The sequence below is a fragment of the Pseudomonas sp. FP2309 genome (genome assembly GCF_030687575.1).
Classification (GTDB): Bacteria; Pseudomonadota; Gammaproteobacteria; order Pseudomonadales; family Pseudomonadaceae; genus Aquipseudomonas.
On sequence record NZ_CP117439.1, the window covers coordinates 3,793,038 to 3,811,544 of the forward strand.

Genomic DNA, 18,507 nt, shown 5'->3' on the forward strand with positions numbered 1-18,507 from the left:
AAATAAACTATAATTACGCATGACTTTTGCTCGCCACTATGACGGAAAACTCCCTACCAAGTTTCGAGCTAGTTAATTCATTACCCATGATTGACCTTTCATGCACATTGATTTCTATTTCGTCGACAAACCCAGCATTTGAGATTAATCGTTTAACCTGCTCTACCTCATACAAATTAAAAGCTGGAGGAATGAATGACAGTGATCGCATAAACTCACGTGAGGCAAAAGCAATTCCAAACTTTCCACCAACTTTTAGAGTACGATAAGACTCGCTCAAGAACATCACCAAGTCAGATAGAAAATAAAGCGTATTTACCGTTATAATCTTCTCAAACACTTGGTCATTAAACGGAAATTTTTTCCCATCATAAACTTTAAAGCGAGCTGTTCCGTTCGCTACTGAGGCTTCGTTGAGTTTCATCGCTTCATGATGCATTAGCCAAGACACCTCAAGCCCTTGGTAGCGCATATGTGGAACTGTCTCAAAAAATTTAGGCACGTGCGCACCGTTGCCGTGACCAATCTCCAACAATGTGTCTCCTGGCAAAATATCCACACATGAAAAGCACGTATGCGTCATGTTAGCGTTGCTTTCATGCATAAGCGCAGCAACGTGAACACCGCTAGCACCATAAGGCAGGCGCAATTGCTGAAGCAAATCATTGTTGTATTCAGCATCGCTCTTCGACATACCCTCACTTCCTTGCCAAAATATGAACTTTTATGAACTTTTTTTGTTTTTATAACAAGTCGCTTTTTCATATCCAGAGGTTCTGTAATTATTTTTAGTAAGCGCTGATGGCTAATAGTTCCTGAGGTTTTTACTGTTGATATATCGATGACTTCTATTTGGTAGCGACACCCCCCACCAACCAATACGTTGGACGTGCCGCCGATAAGAGCTCAAAGGGTGTGGCGGAAATGGGCGCGACTCAACCTTGTCAAACCTTAGTGGTTGGCTGACTGATTTGCCGCAGCAATTTGCACCATACGCGAATAAGCTGTCGTAAAGCCTTTGAGTGAAAGGATAAAGTTTGCTTTGCCTCCCGTCACAATCGGCGCGCTTACCTTGAGTGTTTGACCATTTTTCATCGCATCCAATGTACCGGCATCAAGCTTCAAAGCCACTAGGCAGCCTTCTGGCATGCAGGAGTGATAGCGCTTGGTGAGCACTGTGGGTGATTCGTCTATCTGCAATGTTACACCCGCCTCCAATGCTAGGCCGAAAGGTAACGTCAAGCCCGCCAAGGCTTGGTCCGTATCGAGTGGCTTGACCTCTAGCAAAACGATCCGGCGATTGTCCTCGCGCCGCCTCAGCTCATAAGCCAACGTGCAAAATCGCTGGTTGGACTCTCCATTGCAATTGATACCCCAGTCCTGAAAACGCTCACTTGAGCTAGCTTTAGCTGTATCAGTGGCAGCGATCTCTGGCTTCGTGTGAGGCCGCTCCGCCCCCCAAGCAGCAAGAATCAGTACTCCAAGCATCGCGAACACTGAGCCAACTTTTATGCCGGAAGACAGACTAGGTAAGTATTTATAAATCATGGCGCCCGCTCCTGTCTACGGTTACCCAATGTTGATCCGCGCAGACCATGTAGTTTGAATAGTCAGTCCGTATTACGGTGCTATATTTGTGCAGATGAAACTCCACATTCTCAATTCGCGAAGACCTTGGATCAATTACTGGACAACGGAGTGTTGGCGCATCATTAGACGCCTTCGGCGCTAACAAAACATGTACAACGGTACTTTCATTCCCAGCTAAATAATAAGCCACGTCCGATGCAAATCTTTTCGACCGCTGCCTGCGACTCTTGTCCACATGGGTTCCTCTGGCTGTTTGATTTTTATATCCGTGTATCAAGCACCTCACCATTGGTACCCAACCCCAGCGCCTATGCCAGTCTGACCACGACTATTCGTCGTACCACTTACCTTGAGGACCCATTTACCGTTATCAGAAAGAGTCGAAAGCCCAACAGAAACAGCCGACTGCCCTTGGTAGTTGCCCACTCCTGCAGCAACCATGCTGGCGCCTGGGCTATACGCTTGCGGCAGGTTGGCAGTGGCCAGCGCACCCGCGATGCCCGCATACGTGTCCTGGCGCAGAGAGCCAATATCGCGATTAAGCTTGTTGAAACGATCATCTGTGTACTGAATAGCGCTCGTCATACCCTGATTGAGTTGGTTTACATTGACCGCGTCTGTGCCGGCAGTGCCTGGCGCAACATTGGAGATACGCGTGCCGCCAGAGGCCTGACCATTGCCTAGGGTTACTTGGTTGTAATTAGTGTTGCCATTGGTATTGGAGTCGTAACGCAAGCCACCCTGTTCAGAGCTTTTAAGCTGGCTGACATTGACGACATCTGTAGAGGCAGTACCTGCTGCTACGTTCGTAATCTGCCGCTCGTTACCGACAGAGCCTACTGAAACGCTGTAAGCAAGATCAGCGACAGAGCCGCTGCCCAGCGCAACAGCATTGTTGGCAGTAGCGTTTGCACTTGTGCCCAACGCCAAGCTGCTGTTACCCGAAGCCACAGATCCTGCACCACCTGCCGCCGCATTTGTCCCGGTGGCAGAAGGTTTACTCTTTCCATCTTTGTTATTGACCTGAAAGAAGCTATCGGTACCGTTTTGCAGGTTGCTGATGTTCGCGGTGTTCTGCGTGACCTGGTTGCCCAGCGTGGTCACGCTGGTGTTGACGTTAGTCAATTGAGTGTCAGTATAGGTCTTGGACTCCTTTACCGCGCCATCTAGTTGCCGAAGATTTACGGCGTCAGTTGCCTGCCTACCGTCCGCAACATTACTCACGGTGCGGGTTTTACCGGCTGAAGCATTACCCATCGACACAGTGCCCACGGCGTTGTTCTGAGCGCCGGAATAAGCGCCGATATAGCTCTCGGCACCCCGCCCGCCATCACTGGCATCCGAACCTAACGCTACGCTGCCGTCAGCAAAGGCCTTTGCACGATCACCCATTGCGACAGAACCTGTTCCGCTAGCCTGGCTACCACTACCCGCAGCGGTTGCACCGCCAGCACTGGCTACAGCGCCCGCCCCCATGGCGCTAGCACCAGCGGCAGTCGCCTGACTGCTGCTGCCCAACGCTGTCGCATCTATACCGGAGGCCACAGTTCCAACACCTGCAGCCACTGCATTGGCTCCCGTGGCGCCATCGTTGTTGTAGTTGCCGCCTTGAGCCCCGCCATCACTTACGCTGTAGTAATGGCTTTTGCTACCAGCTACTACACTCGTGAGTTGAGAAAAATTCACTCCGTCGGTAGCGTCTGTACCGTCGGCGACATGAGTGATTTTCTTGCTGCCAGCATCAATACCTACATTCGTCACACTAGGACCGTTCGCGATAGTGAAACCGGTGGTACCCAGTCTCACATCGGTACCTACCTGCACACCGAACTTATTCACTAACGTGTTTCCGGTCGTCATGCTGTCGGCCGTCAGGTCTTTGGCCAGATTAAAGGTCACATCGTTGCTATTGATGTCCTTGCTCACTACTACATTGCCATCGCTGTTTTTGAGATCCACCGAAGCGCCCGGCGCCACCTTCGTGCTATTGGCGCCCTGTGCCGTAACGTTCCACCCTGCATTGGCCTGCTGGCTAACCGCGTTCAGTTGCGAGCCGTTTACTGCATCAGTTGAACTGCTGCTGATAGTACCCGCGGCCAAGTTCGTCAGTTTCTGCGCGCTGCCAGGATTAGCCGCTGTCCCGCCACCAGCCACCATTGTCACCACATCGCTTACGCTAGTGCGTTGCACCACACCCGCTCCACCGCTATCGACAGCAGAGAACGCATCACCCACATTGTTGTAAGTAGTGCCGCCCACTGAGTAACTAGGGGCCGTGCCGTTCATAACGTTTGCACCACCACCCAAATAGGTGTTGGTGTTGGTGGCATTAGTCGCAACCGTTGTGTTGGTCGTGTTCAGCTGAGACCCGTTGACCGCATCCTTGGAGGTCGAGGACAGAGCGCCATCGGCCACGTGGGTGATCTTCAGACTGCCCGCGTCGATGCCGCTGATTGTGACGCCAGGACCATTGATGATCGTCATGCCGGTAGAAGAGTAGGTGGCGCTATTTGTGCCATCGTTGATGGTCAGGCCGCTGGTAGCGAGCTTGCTGTTACCCGTCGTCAGACTGTCCGCCGTCAGATTTTTGGACAGATCGAAAGTCACATCATTGCTGTTGGTGTCCTTGCTCACCACCACGTTGCCATCGCTATTCTTCAGATCAACAGAAGCACCAGGTGTCACGTTCGTGCTACCAGCGCTCTGAGCGGTGAGGTTCCAGCCCCTGTTGACCGTGGCATTCATCGATGAGATCGCGCCATCGACTGTGTTCTGGCCTGTGCCCCCAACATTGCTCATGCTGAGCTGGCCGGTCTGGATGTCGTAAGTCGAGTTGCCACCAAGGACCGTTGCGGTTGAATTTCCAACAGTGTTGACACGCTGACCTACGCCGTTGACGGCCTGGTTCGTTGCAAATAGTTGCGAACCGTTGATCGCGTCCGTAGAAGTCAACGAGACATTGCCTGCGGCTAAATTGGTGATTTGCCGCTCTCGTCCAGCGGAGCCGACGCTGACCACACTGCTCGGTGAGATAGCCGAGTACGTGTAGGTGTTGCCATCGATTGTGTCGCTTGCGTGAGAGCTTGCCGAACTTGTAGTCGAGTGAGCCCCCAACGCGACGTCATTGGTGTTATTGGCAAATGCGCCGTTACCGAGGGCGATGGAATCAGCAAAAAGTGCTCGTGCATCTGTACCGAGCGCGACAGAGCCAATCCCCTGCGCAGAACTGTATGGTCCGATTGCTATGGTATAGTCCCCGCTAGCAGCGCTGCTGGTTCCCATGGCGAGTGCAGCAACACCTTTCGCGGTACTGATACTTCCGATTGAGACCGAGTCCCAGGCACTGGCTTTGGCGTCAGCGCCAATCGCAATGGAGTCCTCATTAGAAGCCGATGCGAAACTGCCAATCGCCATCGACCTGAGGGACGATGCTAGAGCGTTCGGACCGACAACCACGCTGTCTTTTCCGGTGGCAGTGCCGTCAGCCAGGGTCGAGTTGACGTGGAAATACTTGATCCCCGCGCCGTTGTTGATGTTATTGATCGCCGTCGTGTTGCCCGCCACGTTCTGGTTGGTGATGAACAATTGCGATCCGTTGACCGCGTCCTTGGAGGTCGACGACACCACTCCATCGGCCACATTGAGGATCTTCAGACTGCCCGCATCTATGCCGCTTGTCGTGACACTAGGACCATTGCTGATCGTCATGCCGGTAGAGGTGTAGCTCGTGCTGTTCGCGAGGTTATTGACGGTCAAACCGCTGGTACCGAGCTTGCTGTTGCCCGTAGTCAGGCTATCTGCCTTGAGGTTTTTGGCTAAATCGAAGGTCACGCCATTGCTGTTGGTATCCTTGTTAACCACAACGTTGCCATCGCTATTCTTCAGATCAACTGAGGCGCCCGGTGCCACATTGGAGCTACTAACGCCCTGAGCGGTCAGGTTCCAGCCCTTGTTAGCCGTCGCGCTCACCGAGGAGATCGCGCCATCGACTGTGTCCTGGCCTGTGCCCCCTACATTGCTCATGCTGAGCTGACCGGTCTGGATGTCGTAAGCCGAGTTACCGCCCAGCAGTGTTACGGTCGAACTTCCGAACGTACGGAAACGCTGTCCAACGCCGGTGACGGTTTGGTTGGTTGCAAATAGTTGCGACCCGTTGACCGCATCTGTACTGGTGCGTGTGAGGCTACCCGCCGCCACGTTGGTGATCTGACGCTCGCTACCCGCGGCTCCCAGGCTAAGCACTCCAATCGGAGCGCCACCAGCATAGGTGAACGTCACACCATTGATTGTGCCGCCAGTGTTGGGATTAGCTGCCGCTGTCATGGCACCACTGCCAAGGGCTATCGAGTTGGCAGTTCCCGCAACGGCACCGTTACCCAAAGCCATCGCATTGGTCGCCGTGGCACTAGCGCTCGGACCGATAACCACGCTGTCTGCTCCGGTGGCAGTGCCGTCAGCCAGGGTCGAGTTGACGTGGAAATACTTGATCCCCGCGCCGTTGTTGATGTTATTGATCGCCGTCGTGTTGCCCGCCACGTTCTGGTTGGTGATGAACAATTGCGATCCGTTGACCGCGTCCTTGGAGGTCGACGACACCATTCCATCGGCCACATTGAGGATCTTCAGACTGCCCGCATCGATGCCGCTTGTCGTGACACTAGGACCATTGCTGATCGTCATGCCGGTAGAGGTGTAGCTCGTGCTGTTCGCGAGGTTATTGACGGTCAAACCGCTGGTACCAAGCTTGCTGTTGCCCGTAGTCAGGCTATCTGCCTTGAGGTTTTTGGCTAAATCGAAGGTCACGCCATTGCTGTTGGTATCCTTGTTAACCACAACGTTGCCATCGCTATTCTTCAGATCAACTGAGGCGCCCGGTGCCACATTGGAGCTACTAACGCCCTGAGCGGTCAGGTTCCAGCCCTTGTTAGCCGTCGCGCTCACCGAGGAGATCGCGCCATCGACTGTGTCCTGGCCTGTGCCCCCTACATTGCTCATGCTGAGCTGACCGGTCTGGATGTCGTAAGCCGAGTTACCGCCGAGCGCCGTTGCGGTCAAATTTCCGAGCATGTCGACACGCTGACCAACGCCGTTTATAGCCTGGTTAGTTGCAGATAGTTGCGACCCGTTGATCGCGTCCGTCGAATTAGAGGCGACATTGCCCGCGGCCACGTTAGTGATTTGCCGCTCATTTCCGGCAGAGCCCACGCTGACCACACTCCTCGGTGAGGTGCCAGCATAGCTGTACGTCTTACCATCGATTGTGTCGCTTGCGTGAGAGCTTGCCGAACCTGTAGCTGAGTTCGCGCCCAGTGCGACATCACTTTCGTGAGTGGCAGTCGCGCTGGAGCCCAGAGCTATTGCATTGCGGGCGCTCGCAATCACCATTGCCGTAGTGCCAAGGGCGATGGCCCCCGTGGAATTGACTGTTGCCCCAGGGCCAAGGGCGATGGCCTGCGAGGAGTTGGCTGTTGCCCCACCGCCAAGGGCGATGGCCTGCGCGGAATTGGCTACTGCCAAATTGCCAAGCGCAATGGAACTACCGCCGCTGGAAATAGTTCGAGCACCTATGGCGACGGCGCTATCGCCAGACGTTACACTCGCATCTCCGATTGCGACCGAAAACGCTGATTGAGCTTGGCTATTAAAGCCAATTGCCATCGCTCTAGCGTCGGAGGCCCGGGCGTACTGACCGATTGCGACAGAATCAAAACTAGATGCGCCGTCGTTGTTGTAGTTGCTTCCTGTTCCCGTCCCCGTCGAACTAACGCTGTAGTAGTGGGTGGTAGCCGCTGCCTTCGCCGCGTCCAACTGACTCAAATTAACGGCATCTGTGGCTGATGTCCCAGCAGCAAGATTGATGATCTTACGGCTGTCCGCATCGATGCCACTGGTTGTGACGCTAGGGCCATTGCTGATCGTCATGCCGGTGGAGGTGTAGATCGCGACGGTAGTGCCGTCGTCGACGGTCACGCCATTGCTACCCATCGAGACAGTCGCTCCTATCGAAGCACCGGAGACCAACATGCCGAGCGTCATGACGCCCACCAGCGCAGCTACTCTAGTCGCCCCGCCCCTACGAGGCCGCCGCTGTGCATTTGAACGACCAGAAAGCGCTCGATTGTCACCAGCACAGCCCGCCGCACTACTTGAAACTTTTTTACTCGCCAATTCGGACGTAACTACCAGTTGATGAAGAGCATGATTCCATACGACGTTGTATATTTTATTCATTATAGTTTTCCTAGAATATAAGTGCAGCAGTCCATCAGGCTTATTGCATGTAGATATTTACCGCTATACGTGCTATTGGTTAACTTATTCAAAGACAGAACAATGCCCTGTGTAAGAACGCAGAGAGCCGATTACTAAAAACTTTAGTATTCGAATAAGTCACCTCAGCCCAAGAAGCACGTAAGGCCAATAGTGCTAGGGGTATAGATCAAGACAGGCTTATAATAGGCACCCCCTTGCCAGCATTGGCTTCACCGCGACATCACGAAACTCAGTGCTATATAATTAAGGCAGCCATCCATAACTCGTAAGGCCAAATTTATAAAATACGCATTGGACCAAGTCGCCTGCCTCGTAAATTTGTGCGCTATCCCGTGATAACTTTTAAACATAACAACAAACGTATTTTTAAATGAAAGTCGAACCCCGGGCAGGCGGAAATAATTAGTCGACGACTTGTGCCAAACATGTAAGCGCCTCATAAAAACTCATACGCTCCACCCCATAAAGCTGTCTCTTTTTCGTAAAACACACAAAGATCGACTTGAGGTTTAAGGGGATGAGGACGTTCAATGCAGTAGCCCTGAAGCCAGCGGATGTTAGCCACGGCGGCTAGTTCGATGTCGTCCGCACTCTCAATTCCTTCCGCAACAACGTAAGGTGCTAATGTCTGACAAAAAGCAACAAGCTTACGAAGCCGATCGGCAGCTGATAGATCGCTGCGTGCAGCATGCACATAAGTGCTATCGATTTTTATGACGTGAGGATTAATCGCGTTCGCGAAAGCTAAACTACTGTGCCCAACCCCAAAGTCGTCCAATGCAATCCGACACCCCGTTTTCTGAAGACGACGCACAAAAATGCACGCAGCATCAAAATTTGAAAGTGGCGCCGTTTCGGTGATCTCCAGCGTTAGCCGAGCTGCGACGTCAGGATTAATGACGAGGCGCTCAATGAGAGACTCCCACAGTGCATCTGAACTAAGGCTTTGGGCAGAGATATTGCAACCCAACTGTATAAAAGGATCGATCTCAAGGCGTTTGACAACAGCCATCATCACCGCGTGATCTAGCACTCGGACGAGCCCCAATCGCTCAAGAACATGAACAACTTGTGCGGGCCCTGAATTTGACTGACTCAGCCCAGTATCTAGACGAACCAGCGCTTCCTGATAAAGCACCGAACTAGGGGCACCATGCTGGACGATTGGCTGAAACACTAAGTTGGCTTGCCCCTGGGCCAAGGCTCGGTAAAAGGTGAGCGCCACCTCCATGTCACGCTCATAGCTCAGTGCCCATCGTTTTCCATAACAGACAGGCGGTAACGACAAGGGCGCTACGTGGCGCTCCAACTCATCGGGATAGCGCAAACAACCATCAGTCAATCCCACACTTGAAACACTCACGGCTTCAACGGTCACTGCCGGCAGCGCCGTGACACCGCCAAAATTCAAAGCCGTCATGAATAAGGCACACTGCCAACGCTCTATAAGAGCAATGAGTGGGCGCTCTTCATGCGGTAACTGCGCAAGCGAAACCAGGAAGCAATCTGAACCAATAACAAACACCGAGCCGCCCCACAGATGCGTGCACAGTTGCAATTTACGCATCGCCGCTGCCGCAAAATCGTCCCCATAAGCAGCCGCCAAATGAGCGTAATTACGCAATTCAACCAAGCAATGGGTCCGCACATCAAAGGCGTCGCTCATACAGCGCCTTCGGAACGGACATTATCCCGCCCCTCAAAATAGCCACCGAACGATCGTGAAGGCGCTCCGATAACTCCTTTTCTTTGCGAATCGCTTCCACTGGTGTACATAAGGGTTCCCTTATGTAACGATGTTTTTACGTTCGAAAACATGTAGAAAAGTGTCGCAATCGCGGCATTTTGGATGAGCGTCAGCCCTCGTGACAAAAAGGAACCTTTCTGTCAACACAGGGGGCGCGTCTAAAAGATAGCTTTCACGTTTGGTGCGCTTCAACGAGTCACCATGGCTGCAGCTTAAAGATCTCGCCCCCTTTAAATGAGGGCAATCATCCATGCTGATCGGGTACGCACGTGTATCAACCGAGGAACAAAACCTCGACTTGCAAACTCAAGCTCTTCAGAAGCTGGGATGCGACAAAATATATTCAGATTTTGGGGTCTCGGGAGCGAAAAACTCTCGCCAGGGACTGGACCAAGCGATGGCGCGCCTCAGATCAGGCGATAAGCTAGTAGTTTGGCGTCTAGACCGACTAGGTCGTTCGCTCGCACACCTCGTACAACTATTAGAAATATTGGGGCGGCGAAATATTCGCTTTCATTCGATAACCGAACACATTGACACCAGTTCATCTGGGGGCCGGCTGGTATTTCACATGATGGCTGCGCTCGCCGAGTTTGAACGCTCACTCATCAGCGAACGCACGCGAGCAGGTATCGCGGCTGCAAGGGCGCGCGGAAAACCCATAGGTCGTCCGCATTTGCTCTCGCCCGAGCAGGTTAATAGAGCCCGATCCTTAATTGAGAAGGAGCACCACACACAGCGAGAGGTAGCAAAATTATTGAGAGTACACCCAAGAACATTGCAAAGAATGCTAATCAGGGAAAAAGCGAAGGGCGGTGTTTTAAACATGCGCGGAGAGCTGAAACTCTATAAAAAACAAAACCTTTCAGCCCCTTAAAACGCGTGGAAGTTTAAGGTTTTACCGCGTCTATCTCATATATTTGATATGCGCGGCGCGGTGGGAAGCTCCATCGCGATTCGCAGTTCGCTGGCCAAGGACAGGCAAGTGAACTGCTGCTGCGTAAGCTTCGCTGAACTCGTCAGAACTTATCTCAATAACTCCGGCTAGGACATCCTCAAACTGGTGCTCAATCAGTTTGAGGATAATACTTTTAAATATTCTTCAGCGATATCTAGGATATGGAAGCAGAAAAAACCATCAAGGCGCTCAGACTCGAACGGTACGGCTGCGCTCTCAGATGTCGAGCTGTAACGGCTCTGCAAGAGATCTCGAAGGACCAGAGCATACTCGCCGTGTAGACCAATGAACCTAAACCTACTCCCCCCGTCGCCAGACAACCTTGAAATCATGACCCTAAACGGGAGACCGCCCGCGATCGCTATAGAGCAATACCCGCGATTCGTCAAGCAAATGGGAATGGATCAAGACTCTCTTATTTCGCTTGATGTGTAATCTGCACACATTAATGTGTAATTTCGTAACAATTAACGCAAAAATCTCACGCATTACGCCACTAAATGTAACACTTCTATTTCGCTTATAATTTTTCACCTCGCCCCGCCCCACAAGGGAAAATAAATAACTATCCAAACGGTCAATTTATATTTCATAAAAATCAGATAGTTAGTTAAGTAACCTATGAATAACGACTTACCTGTGACGTTAATGAATCCAAAACATGGCACGCATGTGGCTTATGGTATGGACAGCTTGTATACAATAAACAGCTAACATACATACACCTTGCATTTGCGGCGTACTTGCAAATGCCCTAGAGCCTGCCGGAATGCGTACAAGCCTCTCGAATGACCTCGCACTGGATCTGCCCTCCTCAGCCCTGCCCCCCGACGCCACCCAACCCGGCCCGTTGGTGCTCAGCCCGCGGCTGCACAACAAAGACCTGGCGCCCACCAAGGTGGAAGGTCGACGTTGGGGGCGCTACAGCATCTTTGCGTTGTGGACCAATGACGTGCACAACATCGCCAACTATTCGTTCGCCATCGGTCTGTATGCGCTGGGCCTGGGCGGTTGGCAGATCCTGTTGTCACTGGGCATCGGCGCGGCGCTGGTGTACTTCTTCATGAACCTGTCGGGCTATATGGGGCAGAAGACCGGCGTGCCGTTTCCGGTGATCAGCCGAATCAGCTTTGGTATCCATGGCGCGCAGATTCCGGCCTTGATCCGCGCGGTGATCGCGATTGCCTGGTTTGGCATCCAGACCTACCTGGCCTCGGTGGTTTTCCGCGTGTTGCTGACGGCGATTCATCCTGGATTCGCCGACTATGACCACAACTCAATCCTGGGCTTATCCACCCTGGGCTGGGCCTGTTTTGTGGCGATCTGGTTCGTGCAACTGGTAATCCTGGCCTACGGCATGGAGATGGTGCGGCGCTATGAGGGCTTCGCCGGTCCAGTGATTCTGGCTACGGTGGCCGCATTGGCCGGTTGGATGTACTTTCAGGCGGGCGGCCAGATTGCGTGGTCGATCCGTGAGCCGCTGAGCGGCGGCGAGATGTGGCGCAATATCTTCGCCGGCGGCGCGCTGTGGCTGGCGATCTACGGCACGCTGATCCTCAACTTCTGCGATTTCGCGCGTTCCTCACCGTGCCGCAAGACCATTCAGGTCGGCAACTTCTGGGGCCTTCCGGTGAATATCCTGATATTTGCCGCCATCACCGTGCTGCTGTGCGGCGGGCAATTCCAACTTAACGGCCGAGTGATCGAAAGCCCCACCGAGATCATCGCCGCCATCCCCAATACCTTCTTCCTCGTGCTCGGTTGCCTGGCCTTTCTGATCGTCACCGTGGCGGTGAACATCATGGCCAACTTCGTCGCCCCTGCCTTTGTGCTGAGCAACCTGGCGCCCAAGTACCTCAACTTCCGCCGCGCCGGGTTGATCAGCGCCACCGTCGCCGTACTGATCCTGCCGTGGAACCTCTACAACAGCCCGCTGGTGATCGTGTACTTCCTTTCCGGCCTGGGCGCACTGCTGGGGCCGTTGTACGGCGTGATCATGGTCGATTACTGGCTGATCCGTAAAAGCCAGGTGGACGTGCCGCAGCTGTACAGCGAAGACCCTAATGGCGTTTATTACTACAGCCGGGGGGTCAATTTGCGCGCGGTGGCGGCGTTTATTCCTGCGGCGGTGATCGCCATCCTGCTGGCGCTGCTGCCTGGGTTCGCCAGTGTCTCGCCGTTTTCCTGGCTGTTTGGCGCCGGTATTGCAGGGCTGCTGTACGGGCTCATCGCCAAGCGCCAGCCGTTCTACGCCGATGTCAGCGGCGAAAGCATTGCTGCCGATAACCATGGTTATTAATAAAGAGTATTTTTATGATCTGGGCGAGGATCTCATTTCAATATAGGCCAGTAGAACTTTAACGGTGAAAAACAGGAAGCTTTCGTAAACAAGCAATGCGAAAGCTTTTTTCGCAGCTTTATAGTTTTCTATCTTAAACTTCGAGAGATTAAAAATCTGGGAATTCACTTGAAGCAAACTTCGGTGTGCAAACAGAGATTAATGGTTCGACAGGCATTTAACAGCTATTTTTCTAGCGCAGAATTAAGCTGATGGAACTCTTCAGCTATAAAGGTAAAAAGCTTTGATTATTGGATACGCGCGAGTTTCAACCGAAGACCAGAATCTGACCCTCCAAATACAAGCTTTGAAGGCAGCAGGATGTGTTAAGATTTATACAGATCAAGGGTATTCCGGCAGTCTAAGTTCTCGCCCTGGATTGGATAGTGCAATTCGAAGCCTCAAACCAGAAGGGAAATTAGTAGTATGGCGCCTTGATCGGTTAGGGCGCTCTCTTTCACATCTGGTGCAATTGTTAGCTAAACTAGCAAAACGACGCGTAAAGTTTCATTCGATTACAGAGAATATTGATACAACTTCTTCAGGAGGGCGTTTAGTTTTCCATATGATGGCGGCCCTGGCAGAATTTGAGCGTTCACTTATAAGTGAGCGCACTCGCGCGGGGATGTTAGCCGCGCGCGCTGAGGGCAAGACGGTAGGACGCCGTCCTTCGCTCACGTCGCAGCAATGCGAGCTAGCTCATCAGTTGATTGTGCAGCATGGTCTTTCTAAACAAGAAGTTGCTGCGCACTTTCATATACACGTGCGCACACTACTACGCCTTTTATATAAGCAATCCGCGAACTGCACTCACTTAGATTCTAATAGTTCTGAAATCTTCGATGGACAATGTAGAACTAAATCCAAAAGCCAAGCCACTAGAAGATCATAGCAATGACGAGACACTTTCTAGAGATCGGACTGACTATTTAAATATTTGGCAGGTCGATAGGCTTGAGGTTGTGGCGATCAACAGGTACGCACGCACCATTCTCAAGCGATATCGCATAAAACGACGACAGCAACGGCTGATTCTCCAGATCGATGAGCAGGGTACTGATCCCTGCGTAGGCGCAGAACGCGCCCATATTAAAGCCAACCGTGGTTTTACCCGGCCCGCCTTTGGTTGAAACGACTGCAGCGACTTTCATGACATTTACCTCTGAATCGTGGGATTAGAGACGAACTCATGCGGGTCACGCTGTGCGCTTTGATCACCCCGGAAAAATCCAAAGCAAAAAAAAAGCCTGCATCGCTGCAGGCTTTTCCCTATCTGGCTCCACGACCTGGACTCGAACCAGGGACCCAATGATTAACAGTCATTTGCTCTACCAACTGAGCTATCGCGGAATTCGCCGTATGTTACTGATTGAAAAGGAGAAGTCAAGCCTTGCCTGCGGTTTTGGCGGATTAATCCGGATGACCGGTTGAACACTGCGATTCCCTGGCGAGTTCCAGCCAGGCGCGTGCCGCTGGAGGCAGGTGAGCGCTGGCGCGCCAGGCCAGGGCGATGTGCCAGTCGGTGTGGGGTTCGTCCAGGGGGATCAGGGCGATGCCGGGATGTTGGTGTTTGTGCGCCAGCATGCGTGGCAGAAAGGCAACGCCTAGGCCGGCGCAGACCAGGTCAACGATAAAGTCGATCTGGCCACTGCGGGCGGCGACGCGGGGCTGCACACCTTTATGCTCGCAGGCGGCGAGGATTTTGGCGTTGAGGGCGAAACCGGCTTCGAACAGGATGAACGGTGAATCCGCCAGGTCAAGGAAGTCGATGCGTGCCCGCGTGGCCAGCGGGTGGTTGCTGGGCAGTACGGCCATCAGCGGCTCGTTGCGCACGGGTTGATAGTCGAAACCTTCGTCTATGGGCAACAGCAGCGCCGCCAGGTCGACCTCTCCTGCTTCCAGGCATTCGCGTAGTTTTTTGCTGCCGTATTCCGTGAGTTCGATGTCGATGTCCGGGTAACGATTGCGGTAGGTGGCGAACATCGTCGCGAACAGCACGCCACACCCCACCGGCGGCAGGCCGATGCGCAAGACGCCGCGCTTGAGGCCTCGCAGATCGTTGATTTCCGCCACCAGGTCAGTGTGCTCTGCCAACAGCATCAGGGCGCGGCTGTAGGCGATTTCGCCGGCAGCGGTGAGTTCGTTCTTGTGCCCCAGGCGATTGAGCAAGGGCATGCCCAATTCTTCTTCAAGGGTCTTGACCGCCTTGCTCACGCTCGATTGGGTCAGAGACACCACCTCGGCCGCCTGGGAGAAGCCGCCTTGGCGCACCACTTCAACAAAGGCACGCAATGTTCTCAGGTTCATCAGTATTCCTTCAGCGACTGACTACTAGCGATAAAAGTTGCTTTTATCATGACAGATGTTTGCCTATCTTGGAGCTACCCTGCCCTGGAGAGACACCGTCCATGATCATTTCGTCCGCCTCAGACTACCGCGCCGCCGCCAAGCGCAAGCTGCCGCGCTTTCTGTTCGACTATATCGACGGTGGCGCCTACGCCGAACACACGCTGCGCGCCAACAGTTCGGACCTGGCCGATATCAGCCTGCGCCAACGCGTGCTGCGCAATGTGGACAGCCTGAGCTTGAAGACCACGCTGTTTGGTCAGGCCCTGGACATGCCGGTGATCCTCAGCCCCGTGGGCCTGACCGGCATGTACGCGCGACGTGGCGAAGTGCAGGCGGCCAAGGCGGCGTCCAACAAGGGCATCCCGTTCTGCCTGTCGACGGTGTCGGTGTGTTCGATTGAAGAAGTGGCGGCGCAAAGCCCGCAGGCGATCTGGTTTCAGCTCTACGTGCTCAAGGACCGTGGCTTTATGCGCAACGCGCTGGAGCGGGCCCAGGCGGCCGGCGTGACGACACTGGTGTTCACCGTCGACATGCCGACACCGGGCGCGCGTTATCGCGATGCCCACTCGGGCATGTCCGGGCCGTTTGCCGCGCAGCGACGCATGCTGCAGGCCGTCACCAAACCGCAATGGGCCTTTGATGTCGGCTTGATGGGCCGCCCCCACGACCTGGGCAATATCTCCAAATACCTGGGCAAACCTACTCATCTGGAAGATTACATCGGCTGGCTCGCCAACAATTTCGACCCGTCGATCAGTTGGAAAGACCTGGAGTGGATCCGCGAATTCTGGAAAGGCCCGATGATCATCAAAGGCATCCTCGACCCTCAGGACGCCAAGGACGCGGTGAGCTTTGGCGCCGATGGCATCGTGGTGTCCAACCACGGCGGGCGCCAGCTCGATGGCGTGCTGTCCACCGCCAAGGCGTTGCCGCCGATTGCCGACGCTGTGGGTGATGACCTTACCGTGCTGGTGGATTCGGGGATCCGCTCCGGCCTCGACGTGGTGCGCATGCTTGCCCTGGGGGCCAAGGCTTGCTTGCTGGGTCGCGCGACCGCGTACGCCCTGGCGGCGGATGGCCAGCACGGTGTGGAAAACCTGCTGGACATCTTCGCCAAGGAAATGCGCGTGGCGATGACGCTGACCGGTGTGACCTCGATTGAGCAGATTGATACCAGCACCCTGGTGCAGTCAGCCAAATAACTGCCACTCCACCCAGCGACTGTTTTTCGGCTTAAAAACAGTCGTTGATTAATATGGAGTTTTTTTAAACTGAACGATCTGGCACGAATCTGGCTCTATGTCTGTTCAATCAGGTTAAACGATGACAAGACGTGCGGCAGGGTCCAGGGGCATTAGCCCTTGGTAAAGCGATCCAAGCTGTTTCCATTGTTTTACGCAATTGAAGGAACAGCAAAACGCTTGGTACTCGCCACGCTCATCGAGCCTGTAAGACAGTTAAGTGCTTAGAGGCCGATTGCTGATGAAAACACCTACCCAGACCCACGCAATCGATTTCGACAGTGCCAAATTGCAACGCCTGGGCTTTGGCCAGCCTTCTTCGCTCCCCCGTCGCCCCACGACCGTCGTGCAACTGCGCCAGCAGTTGGTGCAGCAGCTGCAAGTCAGCCTGGAGGTGGAGCGGATCCTCAGCGTGTTCTTTCGTGAGATTCAACGCTTGGTTCCGTTGGACGCCCTGCACTACCGCCACGAAGCCAGCGACCTGCGCCTTGAGTTCGGCCAGCGTGGCCACCACTGCGTAAGCTACAACCTGAGCCATGAAGGCGAGCATTTGGGCGAGCTGGCTTTTCGGCGCAACCAGCGCCTGGCTGAAGACGAACTCGGCCAACTCGAATCCCTGCTGGCCACCCTGCTTTACCCCATGCGCAACGCCCTGCTTTATCGCGCAGCCACCCGTAGCGCACTGCGCGACCCGTTGACCGAGACAGGCAATCGCATTGCCATGGACCAGACGCTGCATCGCGAGATCGATATAGCCCGTCGACACATGAGCCCACTGTCATTGCTGATGCTGGACATCGACCACTTCAAAATCGTCAATGACACCCACGGCCACGCAGCAGGCGATAGCGTATTGCGCAGCGTTGCTGCCGTAATCAAGAGCCAGTTGCGTAACGTGGACATGGTGTTCCGGTTTGGCGGGGAAGAGTTTCTGATCCTGCTGTCCAACACCGGGCGGGACGCGGCCGGGATGATCGGCGAACGACTGCGCCAGGCGGCACAGTCCCACGATTATTGGGTGGAAGATAAACGCGTTGAACTGACGGTGAGCCTGGGGTGCTCGACCTTGCTGGCCGCTGAGTCGGCTGAAAGCCTGTTGCGCCGGGCCGACAGCGCCTTGTATGTGGCTAAGCGCGAAGGCCGTAACCGTTTGGCAATGGCGGGGTAAAACCCCGCCATCTGTGTTACATCACGCTTCGCTGGCGACGCGCATCTGGCGTTCGCGCACCAACGCAGGTGCTTTCTCTTTTTCCAGGCGGATGCAGCTTTCCAAAAACAGATACATGTAGTCGTAGCTCTTGCACACAGCCTGGCGCAGCTCGACCTGCAAGGACCTGCTCGGGTTCATCCCCGCCAGAGTGCAGATGATTTCCAGAGCCTCCCAAGGGTGCGCATCGTCATACTGGGCATGCATCTTCAGCCACTTCATCGCACGCTTGCGGTCTTCCTCGGGGAAGGCCGCCGCGTAGACGCCGGTGGAACACACCACCGCAGACCACTCCCCGGTGGCCCCCTCAATCGCGTAGTTGGTCGCGGCAATCGCCACGATCAACGAGTCGGCTGAGCTGGTGTGCCAGCACCAATGGCTGAGTGCGTGCAATTCCGGCGGTACGTTCTGCGCTTGCAACTCGTCCAGGCTGACACCGTGGGCGCGAGCCCAATGTACCCAATAGTCGGCATGGTTGAGTTCCACACGAATATTGCGCATCAGCCAACGTCGCGCCATGTCCTCACCAGGATGGCGGGCAAACTTGGTTTTGGTGAGGTTCTGTGCCATGTACAAAGCAAACTGTTCCACCACAGGCCAGCCACCGATCAAGTAGTGACGCATGGTCTTGGCGCTGAGCGTGTTATCGCGCATGCGCTGGTACAGTTCGTGTTCGACAACGCGGCGCTTGCTCTCGCTACAGTCCTGGATCAGTTGCTGAGCCCAGGCTGGGTAACTCGAGGCTTCCATAAGCGGACCGGTTCTGATGAATGTGTCGATCACTGTAACGCTCCTTTTTTAGTG

The 18,507-nt window shown here is 54.2% G+C and carries 11 protein-coding genes, 1 tRNA gene and 2 pseudogenes; 5 read left to right on the forward strand and 9 right to left on the reverse strand.

Features of this window, described 5'->3' with window-relative positions; all coding sequences use genetic code 11:
* Positions 1-13 precede the first annotated feature (13 nt).
* The 5 genes and pseudogenes from PSH59_RS17410 to PSH59_RS17425 form a co-directional block, all read right to left on the reverse strand.
* Positions 14-694, reverse strand: a complete 681-nt coding sequence (locus PSH59_RS17410) for a class I SAM-dependent methyltransferase (RefSeq protein ID WP_248082507.1) — start codon at positions 692-694, stop codon at positions 14-16.
* Positions 695-951: 257 nt separating this feature from the next.
* On the reverse strand, positions 952-1,548 hold the full coding sequence (locus PSH59_RS17415; RefSeq protein WP_248082509.1) for an invasion associated locus B family protein: 597 nt from the start codon (positions 1,546-1,548) through the stop codon (positions 952-954).
* Positions 1,549-1,872: 324 nt separating this feature from the next.
* The gene (locus tag PSH59_RS17420; RefSeq protein ID WP_305393301.1) at positions 1,873-7,626 is read right to left on the reverse strand and encodes a YadA-like family protein; all 5,754 of its coding nucleotides are present in this window, start codon (positions 7,624-7,626) and stop codon (positions 1,873-1,875) included.
* Positions 7,627-7,764: 138 nt separating this feature from the next.
* Positions 7,765-7,821: pseudogene (locus PSH59_RS26410) on the reverse strand (ESPR-type extended signal peptide-containing protein); the annotation flags it as partial.
* Between the two features lie 478 nt (positions 7,822-8,299).
* Positions 8,300-9,529: an EAL domain-containing protein gene (locus PSH59_RS17425; protein ID WP_305393302.1), complete on the reverse strand. Its 1,230-nt coding sequence runs from the start codon at positions 9,527-9,529 to the stop codon at positions 8,300-8,302.
* Positions 9,530-9,860: 331 nt separating this feature from the next.
* Between PSH59_RS17425 and PSH59_RS17430 the strand changes: the two genes are divergently transcribed.
* The 3 genes from PSH59_RS17430 (at position 9,861) to PSH59_RS17440 (ending at position 13,798) form a co-directional block, all read left to right on the forward strand.
* Positions 9,861-10,487, forward strand: a complete 627-nt coding sequence (locus tag PSH59_RS17430) for a recombinase family protein (protein WP_248077729.1) — start codon at positions 9,861-9,863, stop codon at positions 10,485-10,487.
* An 850-nt stretch (positions 10,488-11,337) separates the two neighbouring features.
* Entirely contained in the window at positions 11,338-12,867 is a 1,530-nt protein-coding gene (locus tag PSH59_RS17435; RefSeq protein ID WP_305393303.1) for an NCS1 family nucleobase:cation symporter-1, read from the forward strand.
* A gap of 346 nt (positions 12,868-13,213) precedes the next feature.
* Entirely contained in the window at positions 13,214-13,798 is a 585-nt protein-coding gene (locus tag PSH59_RS17440) for a recombinase family protein (protein ID WP_305395308.1), read from the forward strand.
* Between the two features lie 106 nt (positions 13,799-13,904).
* Here the strand turns inward: PSH59_RS17440 and PSH59_RS17445 are convergent.
* The 3 genes and pseudogenes from PSH59_RS17445 to PSH59_RS17455 form a co-directional block, all read right to left on the reverse strand.
* Positions 13,905-14,057: pseudogene (locus PSH59_RS17445) on the reverse strand (ParA family protein); the annotation flags it as partial.
* Positions 14,058-14,180: 123 nt separating this feature from the next.
* Positions 14,181-14,256, reverse strand: a tRNA-Asn gene (locus PSH59_RS17450).
* A 60-nt stretch (positions 14,257-14,316) separates the two neighbouring features.
* Positions 14,317-15,213 carry a LysR family transcriptional regulator gene (locus tag PSH59_RS17455; RefSeq protein WP_248077738.1) on the reverse strand — a complete coding sequence of 299 codons (897 nt, stop codon included), beginning with the start codon at positions 15,211-15,213 and terminating at the stop codon, positions 14,317-14,319.
* Positions 15,214-15,314: 101 nt separating this feature from the next.
* Here PSH59_RS17455 and lldD point away from each other — a divergent pair, with 101 nt between their 5' ends.
* Both lldD and PSH59_RS17465 read left to right on the forward strand, forming a co-directional pair.
* Entirely contained in the window at positions 15,315-16,457 is a 1,143-nt protein-coding gene (gene lldD, locus PSH59_RS17460; RefSeq protein WP_305393304.1) for an FMN-dependent L-lactate dehydrogenase LldD, read from the forward strand.
* Between the two features lie 280 nt (positions 16,458-16,737).
* Entirely contained in the window at positions 16,738-17,664 is a 927-nt protein-coding gene (locus PSH59_RS17465) for a GGDEF domain-containing protein (RefSeq protein WP_248077743.1), read from the forward strand.
* Between the two features lie 21 nt (positions 17,665-17,685).
* Here the strand turns inward: PSH59_RS17465 and PSH59_RS17470 are convergent, their stop codons facing one another.
* Positions 17,686-18,486, reverse strand: a complete 801-nt coding sequence (locus PSH59_RS17470) for a TenA family transcriptional regulator (protein WP_248077744.1) — start codon at positions 18,484-18,486, stop codon at positions 17,686-17,688.
* Positions 18,487-18,507 lie beyond the last annotated feature (21 nt).

Bases quoted from the DNA above. Each gene is read 5' to 3' on its own strand.
- PSH59_RS17410 (WP_248082507.1), bottom strand. From the start codon at position 694: ATGTCGAAGAGCGATGCTGAATACAACAATGATTTGCTTCAGCAATTG.
- PSH59_RS17415 (WP_248082509.1), bottom strand. From the start codon at position 1,548: ATGATTTATAAATACTTACCTAGTCTGTCTTCCGGCATAAAAGTTGGC.
- PSH59_RS17420 (WP_305393301.1), bottom strand. From the start codon at position 7,626: ATGACGCTCGGCATGTTGGTCTCCGGTGCTTCGATAGGAGCGACTGTC.
- PSH59_RS17425 (WP_305393302.1), bottom strand. From the start codon at position 9,529: ATGAGCGACGCCTTTGATGTGCGGACCCATTGCTTGGTTGAATTGCGT.
- PSH59_RS17430 (WP_248077729.1), top strand. From the start codon at position 9,861: ATGCTGATCGGGTACGCACGTGTATCAACCGAGGAACAAAACCTCGAC.
- PSH59_RS17435 (WP_305393303.1), top strand. From the start codon at position 11,338: ATGCGTACAAGCCTCTCGAATGACCTCGCACTGGATCTGCCCTCCTCA.
- PSH59_RS17455 (WP_248077738.1), bottom strand. From the start codon at position 15,213: ATGAACCTGAGAACATTGCGTGCCTTTGTTGAAGTGGTGCGCCAAGGC.
- lldD (WP_305393304.1), top strand. From the start codon at position 15,315: ATGATCATTTCGTCCGCCTCAGACTACCGCGCCGCCGCCAAGCGCAAG.
- PSH59_RS17465 (WP_248077743.1), top strand. From the start codon at position 16,738: ATGAAAACACCTACCCAGACCCACGCAATCGATTTCGACAGTGCCAAA.